General features: G+C 57.0%; 25 protein-coding genes. 10 read left to right on the forward strand and 15 right to left on the reverse strand.

What is annotated here, in order from left to right; all coding sequences use genetic code 11:
* A partial coding sequence (locus MF268_RS24710; RefSeq protein WP_238373360.1) for a hypothetical protein occupies window positions 1–222 on the reverse strand: 222 nt, incomplete at its 3' end.
* Window positions 223–280: 58 nt separating this feature from the next.
* Window positions 281–598, reverse strand: a complete 318-nt coding sequence (locus tag MF268_RS24715; RefSeq protein WP_238373361.1) for a hypothetical protein — start codon at window positions 596–598, stop codon at window positions 281–283.
* A 438-nt stretch (window positions 599–1,036) separates the two neighbouring features.
* On the opposite strand from MF268_RS24715, the gene MF268_RS24720 reads away from it, so the two are divergent.
* Together MF268_RS24720 and MF268_RS24725 are read left to right on the forward strand one after the other, a co-directional pair.
* The gene (locus tag MF268_RS24720; RefSeq protein WP_238373362.1) at window positions 1,037–1,576 is read left to right on the forward strand and encodes a recombinase family protein; all 540 of its coding nucleotides are present in this window, start codon (window positions 1,037–1,039) and stop codon (window positions 1,574–1,576) included.
* Between the two features lie 242 nt (window positions 1,577–1,818).
* Window positions 1,819–2,322 (forward strand): helix-turn-helix domain-containing protein, encoded by a 504-nt coding sequence (locus MF268_RS24725; protein WP_238373363.1) that lies wholly within the window; start codon window positions 1,819–1,821, stop codon window positions 2,320–2,322.
* A gap of 134 nt (window positions 2,323–2,456) precedes the next feature.
* Here MF268_RS24725 and MF268_RS24730 read toward each other — a convergent pair whose 3' ends face one another.
* From MF268_RS24730 to MF268_RS24770, 9 genes are all read right to left on the reverse strand, one after another.
* Window positions 2,457–3,245: an endonuclease gene (locus MF268_RS24730; RefSeq protein ID WP_238373364.1), complete on the reverse strand. Its 789-nt coding sequence runs from the start codon at window positions 3,243–3,245 to the stop codon at window positions 2,457–2,459.
* The gene (locus MF268_RS24735) at window positions 3,238–4,569 is read right to left on the reverse strand and encodes a DNA cytosine methyltransferase (RefSeq protein ID WP_238373365.1); all 1,332 of its coding nucleotides are present in this window, start codon (window positions 4,567–4,569) and stop codon (window positions 3,238–3,240) included. The genes MF268_RS24730 and MF268_RS24735 overlap by 8 nt, the downstream gene beginning before the upstream one ends.
* 44 nt (window positions 4,570–4,613) lie before the next feature.
* Window positions 4,614–4,892 (reverse strand): chromosome partitioning protein ParB, encoded by a 279-nt coding sequence (locus MF268_RS24740; protein ID WP_238373366.1) that lies wholly within the window; start codon window positions 4,890–4,892, stop codon window positions 4,614–4,616.
* The gene (locus MF268_RS24745) at window positions 4,876–5,544 is read right to left on the reverse strand and encodes a ParA family protein (RefSeq protein ID WP_238373367.1); all 669 of its coding nucleotides are present in this window, start codon (window positions 5,542–5,544) and stop codon (window positions 4,876–4,878) included. Before MF268_RS24745 ends, MF268_RS24740 begins: the two co-directional genes overlap by 17 nt.
* Window positions 5,545–5,655: 111 nt before the next feature.
* On the reverse strand, window positions 5,656–6,690 hold the full coding sequence (locus tag MF268_RS24750) for a replication initiator protein A (RefSeq protein WP_238373368.1): 1,035 nt from the start codon (window positions 6,688–6,690) through the stop codon (window positions 5,656–5,658).
* A 253-nt stretch (window positions 6,691–6,943) separates the two neighbouring features.
* On the reverse strand, window positions 6,944–7,495 hold the full coding sequence (locus tag MF268_RS24755) for a hypothetical protein (RefSeq protein WP_238373369.1): 552 nt from the start codon (window positions 7,493–7,495) through the stop codon (window positions 6,944–6,946).
* A gap of 17 nt (window positions 7,496–7,512) precedes the next feature.
* Window positions 7,513–8,139 (reverse strand): type IV secretory system conjugative DNA transfer family protein, encoded by a 627-nt coding sequence (locus MF268_RS24760; RefSeq protein ID WP_238373382.1) that lies wholly within the window; start codon window positions 8,137–8,139, stop codon window positions 7,513–7,515.
* Window positions 8,021–8,902 (reverse strand): type IV secretory system conjugative DNA transfer family protein, encoded by an 882-nt coding sequence (locus MF268_RS24765; RefSeq protein WP_238373370.1) that lies wholly within the window; start codon window positions 8,900–8,902, stop codon window positions 8,021–8,023. Before MF268_RS24765 ends, MF268_RS24760 begins: the two co-directional genes overlap by 119 nt.
* Window positions 8,902–9,180, reverse strand: a complete 279-nt coding sequence (locus MF268_RS24770; RefSeq protein WP_097374659.1) for a mobilization protein — start codon at window positions 9,178–9,180, stop codon at window positions 8,902–8,904. The genes MF268_RS24765 and MF268_RS24770 overlap by 1 nt, the downstream gene beginning before the upstream one ends.
* 644 nt (window positions 9,181–9,824) lie before the next feature.
* On the opposite strand from MF268_RS24770, the gene mobQ reads away from it, so the two are divergent.
* The 4 genes from mobQ (at window position 9,825) to MF268_RS24790 (ending at window position 13,471) form a co-directional block, all read left to right on the forward strand.
* Window positions 9,825–11,111 (forward strand): MobQ family relaxase, encoded by a 1,287-nt coding sequence (gene mobQ / locus MF268_RS24775; RefSeq protein ID WP_238373371.1) that lies wholly within the window; start codon window positions 9,825–9,827, stop codon window positions 11,109–11,111.
* Between the two features lie 35 nt (window positions 11,112–11,146).
* Complete coding sequence (locus MF268_RS24780; RefSeq protein ID WP_238373372.1) at window positions 11,147–11,428, forward strand: hypothetical protein; 282 nt, start codon at window positions 11,147–11,149, stop codon at window positions 11,426–11,428.
* A gap of 39 nt (window positions 11,429–11,467) precedes the next feature.
* Window positions 11,468–12,235, forward strand: a complete 768-nt coding sequence (locus tag MF268_RS24785; protein ID WP_238373373.1) for an HNH endonuclease — start codon at window positions 11,468–11,470, stop codon at window positions 12,233–12,235.
* Between the two features lie 351 nt (window positions 12,236–12,586).
* Window positions 12,587–13,471: an ArdC family protein gene (locus MF268_RS24790; RefSeq protein ID WP_238373374.1), complete on the forward strand. Its 885-nt coding sequence runs from the start codon at window positions 12,587–12,589 to the stop codon at window positions 13,469–13,471.
* Window positions 13,472–13,773: 302 nt separating this feature from the next.
* On the opposite strand, the gene MF268_RS24795 is transcribed toward MF268_RS24790, so the two are convergent.
* Together MF268_RS24795 and MF268_RS24800 are read right to left on the reverse strand one after the other, a co-directional pair.
* Window positions 13,774–13,983, reverse strand: a complete 210-nt coding sequence (locus tag MF268_RS24795; RefSeq protein WP_238373375.1) for a hypothetical protein — start codon at window positions 13,981–13,983, stop codon at window positions 13,774–13,776.
* Window positions 13,984–13,987: 4 nt separating this feature from the next.
* The gene (locus MF268_RS24800) at window positions 13,988–14,215 is read right to left on the reverse strand and encodes a DUF2188 domain-containing protein (protein WP_238373376.1); all 228 of its coding nucleotides are present in this window, start codon (window positions 14,213–14,215) and stop codon (window positions 13,988–13,990) included.
* Between the two features lie 100 nt (window positions 14,216–14,315).
* On the opposite strand from MF268_RS24800, the gene MF268_RS24805 reads away from it, so the two are divergent.
* The 4 genes from MF268_RS24805 to MF268_RS24820 all read left to right on the forward strand — a co-directional run bounded on the left by MF268_RS24805 (window position 14,316) and on the right by MF268_RS24820 (window position 17,635).
* Window positions 14,316–14,681, forward strand: coding sequence for a helix-turn-helix domain-containing protein (locus tag MF268_RS24805; protein WP_129681687.1), 366 nt, complete (start codon window positions 14,316–14,318; stop codon window positions 14,679–14,681).
* Window positions 14,668–15,240, forward strand: a complete 573-nt coding sequence (locus MF268_RS24810; RefSeq protein ID WP_238373377.1) for an ImmA/IrrE family metallo-endopeptidase — start codon at window positions 14,668–14,670, stop codon at window positions 15,238–15,240. The genes MF268_RS24805 and MF268_RS24810 overlap by 14 nt, the downstream gene beginning before the upstream one ends.
* 139 nt (window positions 15,241–15,379) lie before the next feature.
* Window positions 15,380–17,107, forward strand: coding sequence for a DUF262 domain-containing protein (locus MF268_RS24815; RefSeq protein ID WP_238373378.1), 1,728 nt, complete (start codon window positions 15,380–15,382; stop codon window positions 17,105–17,107).
* 45 nt (window positions 17,108–17,152) lie between these two features.
* Window positions 17,153–17,635, forward strand: a complete 483-nt coding sequence (locus tag MF268_RS24820) for a GNAT family N-acetyltransferase (RefSeq protein WP_238373379.1) — start codon at window positions 17,153–17,155, stop codon at window positions 17,633–17,635.
* A gap of 140 nt (window positions 17,636–17,775) precedes the next feature.
* On the opposite strand, the gene MF268_RS24825 is transcribed toward MF268_RS24820, so the two are convergent.
* Together MF268_RS24825 and MF268_RS24830 are read right to left on the reverse strand one after the other, a co-directional pair.
* A complete protein-coding gene (locus MF268_RS24825; protein ID WP_238373380.1) occupies window positions 17,776–18,030 on the reverse strand; it encodes a hypothetical protein in 255 nt (84 codons plus the stop codon).
* Window positions 18,031–18,147: 117 nt separating this feature from the next.
* A partial coding sequence (locus tag MF268_RS24830) for a hypothetical protein (protein WP_238373381.1) occupies window positions 18,148–18,365 on the reverse strand: 218 nt, incomplete at its 5' end.

Genomic DNA, 18,365 nt, shown 5'->3' on the forward strand with positions numbered 1-18,365 from the left:
AAAAACGACCGCAACGACGACGATGGCTGCGGTCAATACCGGAAGATAAACTGTGACGATTGGAGAGGTGAGGATCGCTGCTTTAAGAAGCGGCGGAAAAGCAACCGACATTACAAACAGTGCTGTGGTGACGGTTAGGAAGGATGCCTTTGCAGAAGAAAATGCGGCGGCAAATCGTGACTTAACGAACTTGTAAAAGGCAGTGCCATCTGAGTTGGGCATGAGTTTACCCCCTTTATTGTGTGTTTAATATACTCACAATAAAGGGGGTGGTCAAGGCTTACCAAAGTCGAAGCTTCATAGCTTCGCCAGTTTCCCCGTCCTTTATGTACAGTTGAGAGTCGTTCTCCATGACCTCCTCGGTGAGGATGTCATAGATACGCAAAGCATCACGCACGACATGGGCGGCACTCTCCCCATCGACTCGAGCAACGATGGCATCAAGGCGCTCTTTGCCGGATGGTGTGAGTTTGACTTGCAAGCGGTACTCCGCTTTCGAAGAGTTGTCGCCCTTGGGGGGACGACCTTTCGAACGAACAGTGGTGTGACGTGCAGTCTCGGGCGCGGTGGATTCTCGTGCAATTTGGGCAGTCGCCATTTCTTTCTCCTAGCTTGATGTAAGAGAGTGGGCGCAGATGCGCTGTCATGATCGATGGAAGGGTCAAGCACGATATCCGGCTCAAGCAACATGCTGAACGCGGTTGAAACTTGCGCTCGTCGAGCGGTCATGGCAGTTTACAAGTAGCATCTTATGCTCACTCTGTGCTTTTTCACTGAGTTTAATATACTCACTTTTTACTCTCAGACAACAGAAAACTGTTCACGTTTTTTGTACTGTTTGTCTAAAAGCGACATCTTGCCGACAATTTGCGGCGCTGGTCGTGGCGTCCGTAACGGTTAGTTTCAGGAATTAATGTTGTCAAAAACGGTCGTTTGTGGCCGTGCACCCTACCCCGCCCAAGATCAACCGCTTAGCTGGGACAAAACCCCCCGGCAAAACCTTTGCGGTTTTGGCAGGTTTTTGTCACAGTGAAGCATGATCATCGGATATGCCCGCGTCTCGACAGACGACCAGAACCTCGACGCCCAAACTGACGCCCTCACGGCAGCCGGCGCGGAGCGCATCTTCGCAGAAAAGATCAGCGGTACGAAACAGCAGCGCGCTGAGCTTGGGGCGCTGCTCGATCAGCTTCGACCTGGCGATGTGGTGGTCGTGACCAAATATGACCGCCTCGCTCGATCCCTGCGTGATCTGCTCGACCTGGTGGAAGCAATCAAGGATCGCGGCACGGGTTTCCGTTCCTTGGCCGAAGATATCGACACGACGACACCGGCGGGTGAGCTGATCTTCCACGTGTTTGCCTCTATCGCCCATTTCGAGCGGCGTAGGATCGCAGAACGCACGAGAGAAGGGCTACAGGCCGCCAAGGCGCGCGGGCGGGTTGGCGGTCGCCCCCCTGCCCTCACTGGAGCTCAGAAGGCCGAGGTGCGCCGCATGCGTGATGACGAACAGCGGGCAATCTCGGAAATCGCACAGCTGTTCAAGGTGAGCGAGCGGACGATTAGGCGAGCGTAAAGCGCGACCCCCATGGACAAATGCGTCCAGGGGTTACTACGTCTAGAATCGCGTATTTCGACAATGCGTCCTGAATGGGGAATTCATCCTTCTTCAGTGGCCGCATACGTCCTTAGCCCCCATGGACTTTAAAGACCTTAGATGTGGCCCTATATGACCATAGGTCAAATCCGCGAAGGTATTTATTTTCAAAATGTTATACCCGATATGTCGGTCATCAACAACCGCTCAAGGAGCCCAAAATGACAGAAGATACCGACAAAGTCGTTCCCCTTAAGGGCCGCAAGAAGACGGAGCCGACCGACGAGAGAACGCTCACCCGCAAATGGGGCAAAGAAACAATGGCCGCCAACTACACGGTCATTCCCTGCGCCCTTCTTCGTGGCCAAGCGCGATTGAAGATCGGGCCGAACGAACTCGCCGTCTTGATCCACCTGATCGATCATTGGTGGCAACCCGAGGCGATGCCCTGGCCATCGAAAAAAACCCTCGCCGAGCGCTTGGGCGTCAGCACCAAAACCGTGCAGCGGGCTATCGTCGTCTTGGAAGAAGAAGGCCTGCTGCTTCGCAAAGAACGTTATCACAAGGCAGGCGGTAGAACATCGAACGAGTACGATCTTTCCCCGCTCGTCGCGCGGTTGAAGGACATTGCCAAGGATATGGACGATGCCTCCAAAGAGGCCAAGGCTGTGAAGAAGGCCGCTGAGCGCCCTGGCCTGAAAAAGCGCTCCAAAGCGGCGAAGTGAGGTAGCTACGATGCTCGACGATTCCAACTACCGGCGCATCATGCTCGTCATCGCCGTGCTCGGTCTAATCCTGACCGCTCTCCAGGTGATCCTTTAAAAACACCGGCTGGCCCCAAAGGCCGGTCGGCCCGACCCTAATCTCGATAGTCCCTAATCGCGTCTTGATTGAGCTTCTTCGCCGGAACAAGCCGATAGTGCCGTTCCTCAACAACCTTGATTTCGTCGTCCTGTAGCGTGAGCTCGAAGAGCGCGACGATGTGTGCATCCATGAACTGGGCAGCGATCGCCCTGCACCGCATTCCAGGGAACTTCTCTTCAACGAAGCGAATATCCTGGCTCGTCTGGACGATGCCGATCTGATCCTTGCCCCCCTTGGCCTGGACGGGGATCACATAATGGCAGCCGCGCTTGTCGAGTCCGACATAGAGTTCGTCGATCTCGATCTGCCCTACCCCTTTGACAGTTGTGCGAAGGTGGTTCTGAAGGCTGTAGGTCGTGAGGCTCAAGAACGTGTCGATCAGCCGGTTGTATCGCACGATAGCCAAAAGCGCCTGCTCGTCGTCGAGCGCATAAGCGCGGATCAGCTCGGGCGTGGAATCGGGAATGTCGATCGTCACAAGGTCTTCGCGTGGCAAGACGCGATTGATCTTGACCAAGCGAAACTTGTAAACGGCACGCCCCGCGAGCTCGATCACCCACTCCATGCCTTCCGGTTGGGTCTCGACGATGCGCCCAGGCAATGCCGCACGAAAACGGAACGAGTAGAGCACATCACCCAGGTTCTTCGGAAGCTTGATGTCCAAGACCTCAGCCGCATCCTCGATGTCTGTGCGGGCAAATTCGAGCTCGGTCGCACCGTCACTGTAGCGGTCGAAGAATATATTCTCGATCAGTGCTCCGTAGCGGTTGGGCGATTTAGCCATAAGCAACCCTCCCCGCGTTGATCTCTTCCTCGATCTCTTCTTGCTTGCGCTTTTTCGCGCCGCTCTTTCGGTCGCGCTTGCTCGGAGGCGGGGTGATGCCAAACCGGCGTGATGCTCGCGAAAGATCGAGCGTCAAGAGCTCTGGATCGCCAAGTGATAGGGATTCTTCGGGCCTGTTTGGTTCGATGCCCAAGGCTTCAATCATCTTTGTAGCGATTGCCCTGGCCAAAGGCGGCGGTACCGCATTGCCGATCTGCCGCGCGCCATGCCACTTGGTAACGTTAAATCGAAACCAGTCGGGGAAACCATGCAGCCGCGCCATTTCGCGCACGGTGATACAGCGCGCATGGCGATAATGGATCGGACGCGGGCTGGTGAACGCGCCCCTTGCGCCGTCAGTACCGGCGCGAAGCGTGTTGGAAACACCGCCTTGTGAAAGCTTGAAGAAACGGCTGATCGGCTCGACCGCCCCCTCGTCCGTCTGGCGGAAACGCCGCCGTGAAATCTCCGTGTGGTCGGTGCGGGCGCTCGACGTGAGAACATTGGGGTTCCACTCGCGCACATAACCGAAATGCCAGCCGTCGTTCTTGAGACCGCGCAACTCGGCCGCATAGTCGGACGGATCGCCAAAGCGGCTCGTCTTGACGGCATCGCTTGCGTTTAGGGTCTCGAACGTATCGGCATCGGGAAGATCCCCGATCGCTTCGGCGCAAGATGGCCCAAAGTTGAGCTCGGGATATAGCTTTGGCCGACCGGCAATGTTGGTTGTCGGAGCAGGATACTCTGGAAGCACCCTGCCTTTCTTCACGCCCATGAGGATGAAGCGTTCTCGCGATTGTGGTGTGCCGTAGTGACCGGCATTGAGCACCTTCCACGGCAGGCGGCACTCGTAGCCGACCCGATCAAATGCCCCTACTAGTTCCTTCAGGAATGTCTTGTGCTTGCCGACCGTTAGGCCTTTGACGTTTTCGAAAACAAAGCTCTCTGCATCAAGCTCATGAACGAGGCGCACGAAATCAAGAACGAGCTGGTTACGGGGGTCATCGAGCGCTCTGTGACCTATCAGAGAAAATCCCTGGCATGGCGCACCGCCGAACACGCAATTGATTGTCTTTCCCTCAAGGCCTGCACGTTGCCTGATTTCATCACCGGTGAGCTCAGCAACCGAGGCTGGAATCACAGTCGTTTCAGGGAAGTTGAATTCGTGGACTGCACAATGCACGGGGTCGATCTCGATCGCGGCTTTAACGTCGAAGCCTGCTTGCTCGAAGCCGAGGCTTAGCCCCCCTGCCCCTGCAAAAAGATCAATACCAATTGGTCGCATTGCGCTCTTCTTTCTTAACATTGGCCTAGCATCACACCTTTCGGTTAATGCGATCCTTCATATTTTTCCCACAAAATCTCGATCAGCTGGCCCTGTGTGACGCCGAGCCTTTCGGCCTCTGCCGCTATGGCTTCGCCAACCTTTGGAAAAACCTTTGGGTGCAACTGGTAGGTTCTCGGGCTTGGCTTGCGACCGGGCTTCTTTCGAGGAGTTCTGTCGAGAAACCCCCGCGCTTCTCCAACTTCATCGACGCGGCGGACTTCTTCAACGGTCGTATCTTTCGGACGCGCCTTGAGTCCAGCAAGTCTATTTGAGCCGTTCATATACAGCCTCCGCGAATGCCTGAGCGTTTGCCAACGCCTTATCTACCTTGCCACCTGTGACCATCTCCGGGTCATTCATCATCGCTGTCAGATCGCCCCCATAGGCGAACAGTTCCGAGAACGCTGCGCGCGCGACCAGGGAAGGCTCGATCACGTCGATCCCGGCCCCACTGAGCTGTTCTTCTAACTCCTTCTGGACGCGGCTTTTGACGGCTGCACTGGTCTTGGTCAGAACCACAGCATGCCGGATTGACCGCCCAAGCGCCTCTTCCTCTTCGCGAACCAACGCCAGTGCTTCGGAGCCGATCTCTGCGTCGAGCGCCGTCGGCTGCATCGGGACAATCACCAAATCCGCCTGGGAGATGGCGCGACTGACGAGCTGGGAAGCAACCCCTTCGAGGTCCACAATGACGATCTTGCCGTCACCATCCGCGCTCCGGATGGTCGGAACGATCTCTGAGCGGCCAACATCGCTCTTCAAGGTCACACCGGAAGGTGCGCCATGAGATGCCCACCGGGTAAGAGACTTATTCGGGTCACAGTCAAGCACCGTGACATCCGCACCCATGCGAGCGAACTGGGACGCCAGAATTACAGCGCATGTGGACTTCCCAACCCCACCTTTGGGGCTTGCCATGACGATGACGGGCATTGCTCGATCCTGCCAGTTTGTTATTACCGGATTTATATCTCACACCGGCAATAAATCCAATACCGAAATTAAATTTGTTACCGGATTTATTTCCATTACCGGTTTTTCATCTTATGGTCTGCCTCGCTTCTCGAACCACTTTCGGCAGAACCCAATAAAGGCCCGGTCGGCATTGCGAGGCGGCTCAACACACCAGTCGCGCCACTCACGCTCCAGGAAACGAACGTCCCAACCGGGCGCTGCATAGCGCGCTTCTTCGTAGGTGTCGGATTGCAGCGGTGGAATTCTGCCTTCGACAAGCTGGGCAGGGGACATCGTGCCGCGATTAGTGAACACCACCATGTCAGCTTCATCTTCAAAGGTAACATGGTAATCCGGCAAGTGGTCATGCTCTGCGAGCTGCCGGATCATCTGCCGAAAGCGCTTCTGTGGGCTTTGCGACCCAGTCTTAAGCAGCAACTTAGCCAGCGTGATGCGCCAGGCCTTCTGCTGCCCGCAATGCTTCCGGGCGATCTCGTACACCCGTCTTTCAATGGGCTTGCGCAGGCGGAAGTAGTCCCGGTGGAGGGTCAGTACCTCTTCGTTACGGATTGCGTTGAAAACCCAGTCTGACAGCTTCACTTCACACCAAAGAAGGCGGCCATCGAGGCCATGCTTGCGGCGGATCGACGAAGCGTCGATCAGGCCAAAGCCATCAACTTGTTCTTCGTCTCCGGTGACAATGTTTGTCCTGATCCGCGTCCCTTCGAGCCGATCAAGGGCGTCGAGCAGAGACTGATATTCCCGACCACTTGTACCCCGATTGGTGAAGATAAGCAGCTCTCTGGAGTTAATCCGGACACGGGGCGAAACGGCTTCGCCCTCCTTCAGCTTCGCCATGATCTGACTGATGCAGTAGATCAGAATGTCCTTGTCGTAGATCGTCGCCAGACCCTTGACGCTCGGCGTAATCTGCAACCACTTGTCGCCATTCTCATAGCGCTTGATCGTCGTCTCAGGCTTCTTTGAGAGGGAATAAAACGGATGCTCCATGTGTTGCATCACGTCCTTCAGGACAGCGTCAGCCACATCACAGATGAATAAATCATGCTGCGGATGGCGATCCGGCAAAAGCGGGGCGAGGGCATTCGTGTTATCAGTTACCATGAGTCGACATTCGTGGTTTTAGTTACCATGAGTCGACATTCGTGGTTTTAGTTACCACAGTCAAGATTCGTGTTTTTAGTTACCAAAAGCAGGATTTCAGTTACCGAGATTCGTGTTATCAGTTACCGGCCTTCAAAGAAAGTTGTTATTTTACAAAACACTACACCGGTTCTGGAAATGCGTAACACAGATTCTAACACAAATATAACACCCAGCTCCTCAGGCAGAGCCGTCACAATCAGCACATCACCGCTCACCGCTGATAGAACACGCAGGCATCGACACCCGTGGTTGTCGTAGTCCAGGACGCCCCAAGCACAGCGCATGTGGAAGTGTTGCTTGCTAAGAAACGAGGAAGCGTCACCGTCAGGACAAGAGCCAGAACGACAGCACCCAGACCGAACCATGGAAGACGGTTTTTGAAGCGGTCCAGCTTCTGTTCGCGTTCCCAAACCTGGCGCATGGCGTCTGACCTGGCATCCTCAGCCTTCCTGAGAACCTCCTGGGTATGGTTGGACGCCCGCAGCAGATCACCAGCCATCTGGCCAACGCGATCCAAGGTATCACCGATCCTGCCGTCAATGGTTGCACCGACAATCTCACCGTAGTGTTCCGGGTTCGTCTGGTTGCGGGCAGCGAAAGCAGCAGAGCGGGCTTCCGTCGCTGTCTTGTTTACCCGGTCGAGCACCCGCGTCTGATCATCCACGCGATCAGAGATACTGGCGACAGCCGTGGCGAGAAGATCGAGCGTTTCGCGCAGATCATCGTCCGAAAACGGGGCAGGGGAGGTGGGTGTATCGGACATAGCGGATTGCTTTCAGGTTATCGGGCGTCTGGCGTGAACAGCCCGGCAAATTCAGGATCGGCGTAGTAACGCAGCTTTTGCGCGACGGCAGTGGCCTGCCCCTGGACGCGCAGGAGCTGACGATCCGGCGGGAGCTGCATGATTTCATCGGGGGTTAGCAGGTCGCGGCCTGTGAGGTTGTTCGAGAAGCTGGGGCCATCGCCAGGTTTGAAGCTGTCCGTCTGGAACCCGGCAGTTTCCTGGCCGATCATCTGGCTCAGCCATTTGGCCGTCTCGAAGTCGTTCACCCCGAAGACCTGTTGCACCCCGGCATTGGCAATGAAGGTGCCAGCGCGGTCTCCGTAGAGGTCTTTGAGCTGGCTCATGTCCTGCAGGATCGGCCAGAGTTGAAGCCCGTAGCCTGCCATCAGTCCCATGGCGCGCTCTACCGCCTCCAGACGGCCTAGGGCGGCGAATTCATCGAGCAGGAAGAGGGTAGGGGCCTTGAGGCGCTCAGAACGGCCCTCTGACGCGCCCTGAGGCCGCTCAGCGTCCCGCGCGATGTCCTGAAGAGCCTGAGAGACCAGAAGGCGCGGCCAGCGACTGTAGGCGTCCATTCTGTTGGGTGGCAGCACCAGGAAGACGGAGGTGATCCGGTGGCGCAGATCGGAAAAGGCGAAGTCCGACCGAGCCAAGCATTTTGCGATCCGGGGGCTGTCCCGGCGGGTCCATGACCAGCGCCTCTGTCAGGGAGGCGGCGTCCTCACCCAGATCGAGGCTGTCCGGTGTCAGCCTGTCGAGGGGGGTGTAGGCGGCGGAGGGATGACCGCTGACTTCAAACGGATCGAGAACGTGGACTGTCCCGAACCTCCGCCGGGCCTCGCCCGCGATCCGCGCGTTCTCGCCCTTGGGGTCGATGACCAGCACCGAGCGTTCCGCCGCCAGCAGGTTCGGGATGACGGTGCCGACGCCTTTCCCGGCCCGTGTCGGGGCGAGGGTGATCAGGTGCGCCGGGCCGTCATAGCGCAAGAGCCTCCCGGTGTGCGGATTGCGCCCGATCAGGAGACCGCGATCTTCCTGCCCTTTGCCCCGCTCCAGCTTCTTCAGTTCCTTGCGGTTCGCAAACCGGGCCGAGCCGTGGCTGTCACCCGTCAGCCCGAAATAGGCATCGGCCCCGGAGGCCATGCGCCAGTATTGGAACCCGAAGACAGCGCCCACAAACATGAAGGGACCGAAGACCAACCATTGCGAGGCGCTTTCGCCGGGCGTCTGGTCGAAGAAAGCGAAGATGAACGGGGTGGCCACCAGAGAGCCGAGCATCGCCCCGAACAGCACAGCGCCGATCATCCAGCCCAACAGGATGGGCGTGAAGATTAACCGACCGAAGAAGCGGAACAGACCCCCGAAGACGAGCATCACGCTCCGCATCAGGTTGCACCTTCATCGCTTGGGGCAGGGGAGGGGGCATCCCATTCCGCGAAGGCTTTGCGGTCCTGTTCACGGGACAGGTTGCGGATCAGCCGGTCGAGCATGGCGGCAGCGCTGGAATCCCGTTCCGCCAGGTCCATGAGCGCCCCGCCCAGGATCACCTTGCGCCTTGTATCCAGCTTACGCTGTCTGGTGGCTTCCCGGTTCTTCAGAGCCTGTAGGCGAGCCTTGGCCTGTGCATAGCGTTTCTCGGCGCGTTCAAGCTCAGTCTCGGCCAATTCGGGAATCCACTTCAAAGAAGACAGGTGTAAAGGTTAGGCTTGCCACAACCAGCGATAGCGCTTACCCGTAGGCCTGTAAAGGACAAGGGCGCACTTATGCAAACTCTCCACCTGCGGCTCCGAGATTTGCGTGCGATCTCCTTGAGGCAGGGCCTCAGCCGATGGCGAACACCGTCCGACGCGATGCGCGCCGGAATGAAAGGCCCTCCCGGCCTCTCAAACTCACCAAGGCCAACTTTGGCAGTTGGATCGCGTCCCGCAATGTCGCGCCAGCGTCTCGCCCGATGCCCCACCGTGGGGGCCGGTCTGCCGCTGGCGTCTCTCTTGCGGGAGGTATCGTGTCCAGGTGCTGACGACCCTTCGCGATACCGGGTTTGCCCCCGGCAAACCGCCAGTGATCTGTCCCCATATCCCGCCCCCCATGAGGCTGGGGATATGGGGACAGATCACTGGCAAGCCCGCGCCTCAGAGAGCCAGAGGCTCCCTTCGGGCGTGCTGTCCTTTCCACTCGTATCGCGCCGTGGCAGGGCGCGGTCCATCGGGGAAAAGACGTCTGACCCGGTGGCTCATGTTCGGGCATGGGCCGGGGTCAGCAGCGGCATGCGCGATGATCGTTCGCATCACGGAAGAGGGGAGGGCGCATGGCCAGCTACCATCTCTCCGTGAAGACAATCAAACGCAGCGCCGGGCGCTCTGCCACGGCAGCCGCCGCCTACCGTGTCGGTGAGCGCATCGAGTGCCAGCGCGAAGGCCGCGTCCACGATTACACCCGCAAGCAGGGCATCGAAGAAACCTTCATCCTGACCCCGAAGGACGCACCCGATTGGGCGCAGGATCGCTCTCGCCTCTGGAACGAGGTCGAGGCCAGCGAGACTCGCCGCAACTCCGTCACCGCCCGCGAGTGGGAGTTGGCCCTGCCGTCCGAGATCAGCGCCGAGGACCGGTCGCAGATCACCCGCGACTTCGCCCAGGAACTGGTCAGCCGCTACGGTGTGGCCGTCGATGTGGCGATCCATGCTCCTCATCGCGAGGGTGACCAGCGCAACCACCATGCCCATGTGCTCACCTCCACCCGCAAGCTCGAAGCGGACGGGTTCACCGCCAAGACCCGCGTGCTCGATTCCGCGAAGACCGGCGGCGTCGAGATCGAGCAGATGCGCGGCCTCTGGGCCGAGTTGCAGAACCGCGCCCTGGAGCGGGCAGGGGAGGTGGAGCGCGTTGATCACCGGTCGCTTGAGGCGCAGCGCGAGGCGGCGCTGGAGCGTGGTGATCAGCTTTCCGCAGAGGAGCTGGACCGCGACCCCGAGCTGAAGCTGGGGCCAGCCGCCAATTCCATGGAACGCCGGGCCAAGGCGATGGCCGAGCGCCAGGGACGGGAATACAAACCCGTCACCGAGCGCGGCGCCGTCGTCCATGCCGCCCGCCAGGCCCGCGCCGCGTTCCGCGAGCTGCGCGAGCGGCTGGAGCTGGCGCGCGAGACTTATGGCATTGAGCGTGAGGCCGGGCAGGGCCGTGTCTCTGCCGGTCTGGCGGCACTCAGGGCTGCGACCGCGAAAGATCGCGACCGAAGCCCGGATGACTTCCGGGAGCGGTTGGCGCGCGTTGTGGGCCGGTCACCGGACCAAGACGACACGCCGAAACCGGAAGGCCGCAATTATGCGCGGGAGCGGCTGAAAGAGATCATGGAGAAAGACGCCGGGCGCGATGGCCAGGCGGCGGTTCACAAGCTGGACGGTCACAGCGAGTATGACATTGGCGAGGACACAGGGCGCGAGACGCGCAAGCCGTCCGTCAACGAGCGCTTGAAGGACGTGCTGAACAAGCCGCGTGAAAAGCTGGAAATCGAGGACGAACGCGAACAGGAGCGCGGCGACGACGCGAATGAAAACACGCGAGACAGGGATCGTGGCGAAGGTCACAGCCTGTGACGTAACCCGATGACACGACAGAGGAGATTGATCGGATGTATGAAGTATTCAACGTGGGCAAGACGATCTTGCTGGACGGAAAGCCGCTATCGCTTGTGACGCCCGCAGGTGTTGAAGGCTGGATCGAGAAGGGCATTCCGCACAGCTACCGCTACGACCAGGTGCGCGATCCGCTCGACGGCCAGATGAAGTACCGCTGTCTGTATGAGAAAGACGGGGCGGATGTGCCGTTTGTCCTGGTCAACGATCCGGACGACGGCGACGGGCGCGTGATCCTGTTTGACGACATGCCGGATCGGGACGCTCAGGCGTTATGAGCCAAGCCAGGTGTGCGCCACTAGAGAAGGATTTTCTGGATGCGAGAAATTGAAGACTTCACCGATGATCGGCTGAAGGCTTGGTGCATCCATTGTGGAGCTGAGATCGCCAATATTGAGAGCAATCTCGACCATGTTCCGACCAAATCGCTTCTGACGAAGACGCTTAGGAAGCGGGGTGCCGACTATGATCGCGGCGTGGGTGATGAATTGGATTACTTGCCACAGGTTGTCGTCTGTCGTCGATGCAATTCCAGTTTCTCACCCGACGAGAATTACCTTCTCTGTGTGCTTCATGCGGTCATGGCTGGCAGCCTTTATCCTGATCCGAAGAAGCATCCCGAAGCCGCAACCGTCTTACGGAGCAATCGTCATGTCGTCCGTTCTCTCAAGAGAACACCTGGCGGACAGCTTCTGCTTTTCGAGGACTTGAAGCCGTTCACTCTCTATCCCGACATCGAAAAGATTCGACGGGTCGTCGTCAAAAACGCGCGCGGTCACGCTTATCACGAGATCGGCGAACCGCTGCTTGAGGCACCTGATCATGTCGCATTCATTCCCTTGGAGAACCTGAGTCCTGATCAACGTGACGCCTTCGAGGCTGTTAAGACCGGCGCGAACCTTGCCGTCTGGCCAGAGGTTGGCAGTCGTATGACCGTCCGTCTGTTTGACGAAGAAGCCATGGTTGGTGGCTGGATTTCTGTCGAAGCCGGGCGTTACCGATATTCTATTGATTGGTCCGATGCCGTGACAGTGAAGACTGTCATATGGGAGTATCTCGCTACCGAGACACGCTGGGAACGATAGACAGGGCCGGGGATCGACGGGCTGACGCCCGCTCACCCCACCCCTGACAGTTTCAAGCTCCTTTTGATCCGCCTGCCATCCCGGCAGGTCCGAGAAAACCGGCAAGCGCCGCCGATGGCGTCGGTTCCGGTCGAGAATTCCGGTTCCTCCCACGCGCAGACGCGCGGTTCCCTCCCAAATTCACGCCCTCCACCCGGTTGTCACGGCCCCGCCGGGCCGCAGGACGGGCTTTGCCCTTACCTGCTCTGCCCTTCGGAATGCATGGGCATTCCAAAGATCAGAACAGGAAGGCCCGCCCATCGGCGGAAAGGGGAAGAGACCCGGCCCGCGTTACGCGAAGGAGGGTCACAAATGACCGCAGAGAAGTTTGACGTTTATTCCCATGTCACCAATCAGATCATCGCGGAGATCGAGGCGGGGACGCCGCCCTGGCGTAAGCCGTGGACCGGCGGCGGGGCATCGGTCAGCTTGCCGGAAAGGTTCAATGGCGAGGCCTATCGGGGCATCAACATCCTGATGCTTTGGGCAACCGCGATGGCCAGGGATTACAGCTCAGCCCGCTGGATGACGTTCAATCAGGCCAAGCAGCTTGGGGGCCATGTCCGCAAGGGTGAGAAATCCGCAACCGTGGTGAAATACGGCACCGTCGAGCGCGAGGACGAGTACGGCGAGGAACGCCAGATCCCCTACGCCAAGGCCTACCGCGTGTTCAATGCCGATCAGATCGAGGGCTTGCCCGCTGAATTCTACATCTTGCCCGATCCGCCCCGCGATCTTGGCACCGTGGCTGATCCCGAACTGGAGACCTTCTTTGCCGCGTCCGGCGCGCAGATCGACGTGACCGAGGAGCCGCGCGCCTATTACAACATCAAGACCGACCGTATCCACATGCCGCCGATTGGCACGTTCCATCGTGCGGCTGGATACTACGGCACTTTGGCGCATGAGCTGACCCACTGGACAGGGGCGACAAAGCGGCTGGACCGCTTGGGCCGGTTCAACGACCGCAAGGCCTACGCCTTCGAGGAGCTGGTCGCCGAGATCGGAAACTGCATGCTCTGTGCGCAGATCGGGGTGGAGCCGGAATTCGATCAGAGCGCGGCCTATGTCGAAGGATGGCTGGAAGCGATGAAGGAAGACAGCCGCGCGATTTTTCGGGCCGCATCCGAGGCACAGAAGGCCGTGGATTACATTATGGAGCGCACCGCGCAGGCTGACCGGATGGCCGCCGAGTAACTACCCGCATCGCCGCGATGAACGAGGCCCCCGTCAGCAGGCGGGGGCTTTTGCGTTCTGGCGTGATCTAGGTGGTGCGGTTTCAGGGTGACCTGTCGGCGGGCAACCTGAAGGCTACCCGCCGACAGGCCCGGCGCTTCGCGCGGACGCCCCAAGGGGCGGAGGCGACGTAATGGCTAGTGCAACTTCAATGAGGCTGAAAGAACTCATATATTTTCTTGCTTTTCGAAAGAAAAAAGGCGCGATCAGAAACCTGAACCGCGCCTAAGTTGAGAAGTTATGGGAGGAGGTTATCCGGGGCCTCAACGCCCGAGCCGCTTGTAGAAGCGGTCCATGTTTGCTGCATCCCCTTCAACTTCGAGCCCTTTATGGGTCTTGCGGACCCGCAGTCCCGAGGAACTTGCGGCCTGTCGAAGCTTGCGCTCGACCTCTTGGTTGAAGTCACGGGTCATGGCGTTCGCAAGCGAGCGGCCATTCGTGAAGGTGCGTCCTTTGTATTTCAGCTTCATCATTGCATTAGCCTTTCGGTGGATAGGGATCATTGCCGTAGCTGTAGGCTTCGCGAAACCGCGCATCGCGGCCCTGAATCCTCAGCTCAGACTCTTGGTTTCGAGCGATGCCACGACCGTGGTCGATAGCCTCGCGCTGCGTGTCGAACTCCCGGGTCAGGCGCTGATTGCCTTCACCCCGGACGCCCCACTTGTCGCCGTGGCGGACGACATACTGGTTCTTACCACTTGACATTTTCGCTTTCCTTTCGGTTGCGAGTTGGAGTAACGATTGCAAGATCGCAATCAAGCCATATATTGCGACATAGGAGGGAGATTGCAAGAGTGAAATCTATATGAAAGAGCAGTTCCTCAATGAGGCCTTCTACAACGCGCTGGATGCCCATCGTCAGGCAAAGAAACTGACGTGGAAGGCCGTTGCGGAGAAAGCCAAGGTGAGTGCCTCGACCTTGACACGGATCGCCCAGGGTAAACGCCCGGACGTCGATACATTAGCCGCACTTTGTAAGTGGTCTGGTTTGAGTGCAGACGACTTTATCGCGTATGATGAAGTTGCGGCGCGACCTGAGCCTTTGGCCGAGATTGTTGGCCACCTTCGAGCGGACAAAAACCTGAAACCCGAAGGAGCACAGGCAATCGAAGTAATGATCCGTGCCGCCTACGAGCAGTTCCGTAAGGAGAAGGTGGGTGGCGAAGACTAAACTACGCCGTGGATTTGTGGCTGAAGCACATAGATGGGCCGATGATCTGAGGGGCGAGCTGGACCTCGCCCCTCATGACCCGCTGTGTCCAAAGCGGCTCGCACGGCATCTTGAAGTACCCATCTATCCGCTTTCAAAGCTTCCAGAATGTGAAGAGCAGCAGGCGCTTCTTGAGAAGCGCCCAGGCTATGACTTTTCGGCAGCCGCCTGTTTCGAGGGGAGAGCTGCGTTCATCCTGCTCAATGACGCCCACGATCCGAAGCGACAAGTTTCAGACATAGCCCATGAACTGGCGCATATCCTTCTTGGACATCCACCAGCAAACCCGTTTCAGCCAGACGGCATCAGGGACTTCCTTCCCGAGCATGAGCTGGAAGCAGAGCGGCTTGGACCAACGTTATTGATCTCCGACGCAGCTGCCCTTCGTGCCTACAAGCTGATTAGCGGGAGCACCCACACCCTCTACAGTCTTTCGGAAGAATGGGGAGTCACGCGAGATGTGATTCAGATGCGCATAAATCTCTCTGGGGCAAAGAAGCGGACGAGATACGCAGCTTAATATTGCTATGACCTTGAATGTATGGGCAAATGTTGGCTCTGAGCAAATACGGTGGCGGGAAATAGCGACATCTTTTCAATGGTAGTATGCATCCCTGAAGGTGCGTTGGACCTGAAGAGTTTAGGAAGGGAAATTGCAATTGTCGAAAAAGATTTCGGGTTCTGAGTACCCACTGGCAAAGATTTTCAGCTCAGATTTTGAGTTCATTATACCGCGTTATCAGCGGCCATATGCGTGGCAGATTGAACAAGCACAGGACCTATTTGAGGACCTAAAGGATTTTGCGGAAGCAGCCCCGGATGAGGGTTACTTTCTTGGGAGCGTCGTGCTGATCAAGGAAGATGGAAAGCCGCATGCCGAAGTGATCGACGGTCAGCAGCGCCTCACCACACTGACTATTCTTCTGGCGGTCCTGGTCGACTTCCTTTCGGGGGAAACGGATGAAGATGCTGAGCAGAAAAAGAACCTGAAAACTTACGTGATCGAACCTGGTAACAAGTGGGAGGGCCTCAAGGCAAAGCCACGCCTAACACTGCGAGAGCGAGATAATGATTTCTTCCGAAAATTCGTGCAGGAGTGGCGGCTCGATGAGCTGGACAAGCTGGATGCTTCTGGCCTTGAGAACGAGGCGCAGCGCAACATCCAGTCCAACACAGCATATTTTCGATCTGCCGTAGCAAAAACCTTTGCAGATGATGAAGAAGCACTGGTTCGTTTCATCCAGTTTCTCCTCGGGCGGTGTTTTCTAGTCGCCGTTTCGACACCGAACAGAGACTCGGCGTTTAGGGTGTTCTCGGTAATGAACAGCCGAGGCATGGAACTTCAGCCAACCGACATCATCAAAGCGGACATCATCGGAAACGTCCCAGAGGCAGACCAAGACAATGTCAATGATGACTGGGAGCAAATGGAGGTGGATCTGGGCCGTGAAGGCTTCAATGACCTCTTCTCATACATCCGCATGATCTATGCCAAGGAGAAGGCTCGAAAGTCTTTACTGGAAGAGTTTCGGCAGCACGTTTTGGTAGATGAACTTGATCCGAAGAAGTTCGTCGATGAAATACTCAAGCCGTATTCCAACGCCTACGATATGATCCGCACAAGCTCATATGTGGCAGTAGAAAAATCAAAAGAAGTCAATGAGCTACTTACGTGGCTCAATCGCCTGGATTTCTCGGATTGGGTTCCGCCAGCAATAGCATTCATGTCTCGAATGAAAGACGAGCCTGTCGAAGTACTAGGCTTCTTTCAACGCCTTGAACGCCTCGCCGCCTGGATGCTCGCTTGCCGCATAAACGTGAACGAGAGGATCGAGGTTTTTGCGGAAGTTTTGGGTGAGATAGAGGATGGGAAAACCGCCGCTGAGATAACCTGGTTGGAGCTGTCCGAAGAAGAGATCGAACAGTTTGTGGGTGTGCTCGACGGAAATGTTTATCAACTCACTCCTCGCAGGCGCAGCTACATAATGTTGCGGTTAGATTCTTTTATTTCTGATGGCGGGGCAGTCTATGATCCTAAGATTCTGACTATTGAGCACGTCCTGCCGCAAACGGTCACGGAAGATAGCGAGTGGGCTGAGTTGTGGCCGGATGAGGAAAAGCGTGCCGCGTGGGTGCATCGGATTGGCAATCTCTTGCCCCTGAACAAGCGTCGTAACTCAAGTGCTCAAAACTATCCGTTCAAGAAAAAGTGCCAAGCCTACTTTCTGGGCAAGGACAATGTGTCTTCATACGCGCTGACGACCCAGGTGCTCAACCATGAGAATTGGACGCCAAAGGTCGTCAAGAAGCGTCAGAAAGAGCTTCTCGAAGCTATGAAAGACAAATGGCTGTTGCACGAGTCAGCGCTTGAGGATGCAGCCGAGTAGCTGACATCTTCGGTTGCAAACGGATCGAGTAGAGGGAGGCGACCTATGAACCGCGTCGAAATGATGGATGCCCTTACAGGCTTCAACGCAGCCCTGAAGGCGGGGGCGATAAAGGTTCAGCCAACAGCGACGGACCCAAAGGTCTTCATTCACGCAGACAGTCCTGAGGGGACGCCGCGGTTGAGCTATGTGCGAATGAAAGGTGCTCATGCTACTGCAATTGCAGTGGTTGTAATCACTGAGCCGCTCGAAAATCTGCCCGTCATTCACATAGGTTGCGCCGTGCGAGAAGATCAGCGTGGAAAAGGACTCGGTCGCTATGTCTTGACGGTGGCGCTTCAAGACTTTCAGGCGAATATGGCTGCAAAGGGTCTTACGGACTACTGGATTGAGAGTCTTGTGGAGGCAGACAACGCAGCGTCGGTGGCCATGACAACCAATGTCTTGGGTATTGAGCCAGAAGAAGTCACGGACGATGAGACAGGTGAGCCGAGCTTCAGATTTCTGAAGCGGGTTTCGCCGGGATAACATTAACGGTGATGAGTGACCCGTGCCACTTCAACGGGTCCAAAGCTCTAAAAATGTGTTGCCTGCGCGAGCATCGCCCTCCAACGAGGGGCAGGCAAGTAACTATCTGCTCGCGGTTTTTCGTGCCACTTCGTGCTGCGTCAGTGTCTATAGGGGTCGTTCTTCTTGCTGGAACGCAGTCTTACCCAGACCTCGACAGACGCATCTGCCTCATCGCTGATTTCACTCAGCTTTTCTGTGTGTTTTCCGAACTGGTTTTCGGAAACCTCGACTTCTTGCAAGATCACATCAGTGACCCGCTCCTGGTCCATCCATGCCGAGAAATGATTGGCCAGCTTCTTGGTTGGGAGGAACTGATCCTCCACAAAAAAGTCTTCGTCTTCTTCCTTTGGCATTTTTGATCTCCTTATGTGAATGCCTCCGTAATCTGTTCTGTCCCTATGGTAGAATATCCAAGGTGATGAAATTATCAACCAAAAAAACACCAAAAAGATGTCAAAAAATACTCACAATTAACGTTTCACGTCCTCTTTCTTCCGTTCGGGCTTATCGAGCCAGGTTTCGGTTTCCTTCTGACTCAAGTCTTTTTCCTTCAGTTCCTCCAGGAGGACCTCAATCCCCTTGCTTTTGACGGACAAGTTGCCGCCACGTGCAAAAACGACCGCAACGACGACGATGGCTGCGGTCAATACCGGAAGATAAACTGTGACGATTGGAGAGGTGAGGATCG

Source organism: Heliomarina baculiformis (assembly GCF_019966545.1).
In the GTDB taxonomy this organism is placed as follows: domain Bacteria; phylum Pseudomonadota; class Alphaproteobacteria; order Rhodobacterales; family Rhodobacteraceae; genus Heliomarina; species Heliomarina baculiformis.

Excerpts from the sequence above, each read along its gene's own strand:
- MF268_RS24730 (WP_238373364.1), bottom strand. The coding sequence starts at position 3,245 with ATGGCTAAATCGCCCAACCGCTACGGAGCACTGATCGAGAATATATTC.
- MF268_RS24755 (WP_238373369.1), bottom strand. The coding sequence starts at position 7,495 with ATGTCCGATACACCCACCTCCCCTGCCCCGTTTTCGGACGATGATCTG.
- MF268_RS24725 (WP_238373363.1), top strand. The coding sequence starts at position 1,819 with ATGACAGAAGATACCGACAAAGTCGTTCCCCTTAAGGGCCGCAAGAAG.
- MF268_RS24720 (WP_238373362.1), top strand. The coding sequence starts at position 1,037 with ATGATCATCGGATATGCCCGCGTCTCGACAGACGACCAGAACCTCGAC.
- MF268_RS24825 (WP_238373380.1), bottom strand. The coding sequence starts at position 18,030 with ATGCCAAAGGAAGAAGACGAAGACTTTTTTGTGGAGGATCAGTTCCTC.
- MF268_RS24805 (WP_129681687.1), top strand. The coding sequence starts at position 14,316 with ATGAAAGAGCAGTTCCTCAATGAGGCCTTCTACAACGCGCTGGATGCC.
- MF268_RS24790 (WP_238373374.1), top strand. The coding sequence starts at position 12,587 with ATGACCGCAGAGAAGTTTGACGTTTATTCCCATGTCACCAATCAGATC.
- MF268_RS24795 (WP_238373375.1), bottom strand. The coding sequence starts at position 13,983 with ATGATGAAGCTGAAATACAAAGGACGCACCTTCACGAATGGCCGCTCG.
- MF268_RS24800 (WP_238373376.1), bottom strand. The coding sequence starts at position 14,215 with ATGTCAAGTGGTAAGAACCAGTATGTCGTCCGCCACGGCGACAAGTGG.
- MF268_RS24785 (WP_238373373.1), top strand. The coding sequence starts at position 11,468 with ATGCGAGAAATTGAAGACTTCACCGATGATCGGCTGAAGGCTTGGTGC.
- MF268_RS24735 (WP_238373365.1), bottom strand. The coding sequence starts at position 4,569 with ATGCGACCAATTGGTATTGATCTTTTTGCAGGGGCAGGGGGGCTAAGC.
- MF268_RS24715 (WP_238373361.1), bottom strand. The coding sequence starts at position 598 with ATGGCGACTGCCCAAATTGCACGAGAATCCACCGCGCCCGAGACTGCA.
- MF268_RS24745 (WP_238373367.1), bottom strand. The coding sequence starts at position 5,544 with ATGCCCGTCATCGTCATGGCAAGCCCCAAAGGTGGGGTTGGGAAGTCC.
- MF268_RS24765 (WP_238373370.1), bottom strand. The coding sequence starts at position 8,902 with ATGCGGAGCGTGATGCTCGTCTTCGGGGGTCTGTTCCGCTTCTTCGGT.
- MF268_RS24820 (WP_238373379.1), top strand. The coding sequence starts at position 17,153 with ATGAACCGCGTCGAAATGATGGATGCCCTTACAGGCTTCAACGCAGCC.
- MF268_RS24780 (WP_238373372.1), top strand. The coding sequence starts at position 11,147 with ATGTATGAAGTATTCAACGTGGGCAAGACGATCTTGCTGGACGGAAAG.
- mobQ (WP_238373371.1), top strand. The coding sequence starts at position 9,825 with ATGGCCAGCTACCATCTCTCCGTGAAGACAATCAAACGCAGCGCCGGG.
- MF268_RS24740 (WP_238373366.1), bottom strand. The coding sequence starts at position 4,892 with ATGAACGGCTCAAATAGACTTGCTGGACTCAAGGCGCGTCCGAAAGAT.
- MF268_RS24750 (WP_238373368.1), bottom strand. The coding sequence starts at position 6,690 with ATGGTAACTGATAACACGAATGCCCTCGCCCCGCTTTTGCCGGATCGC.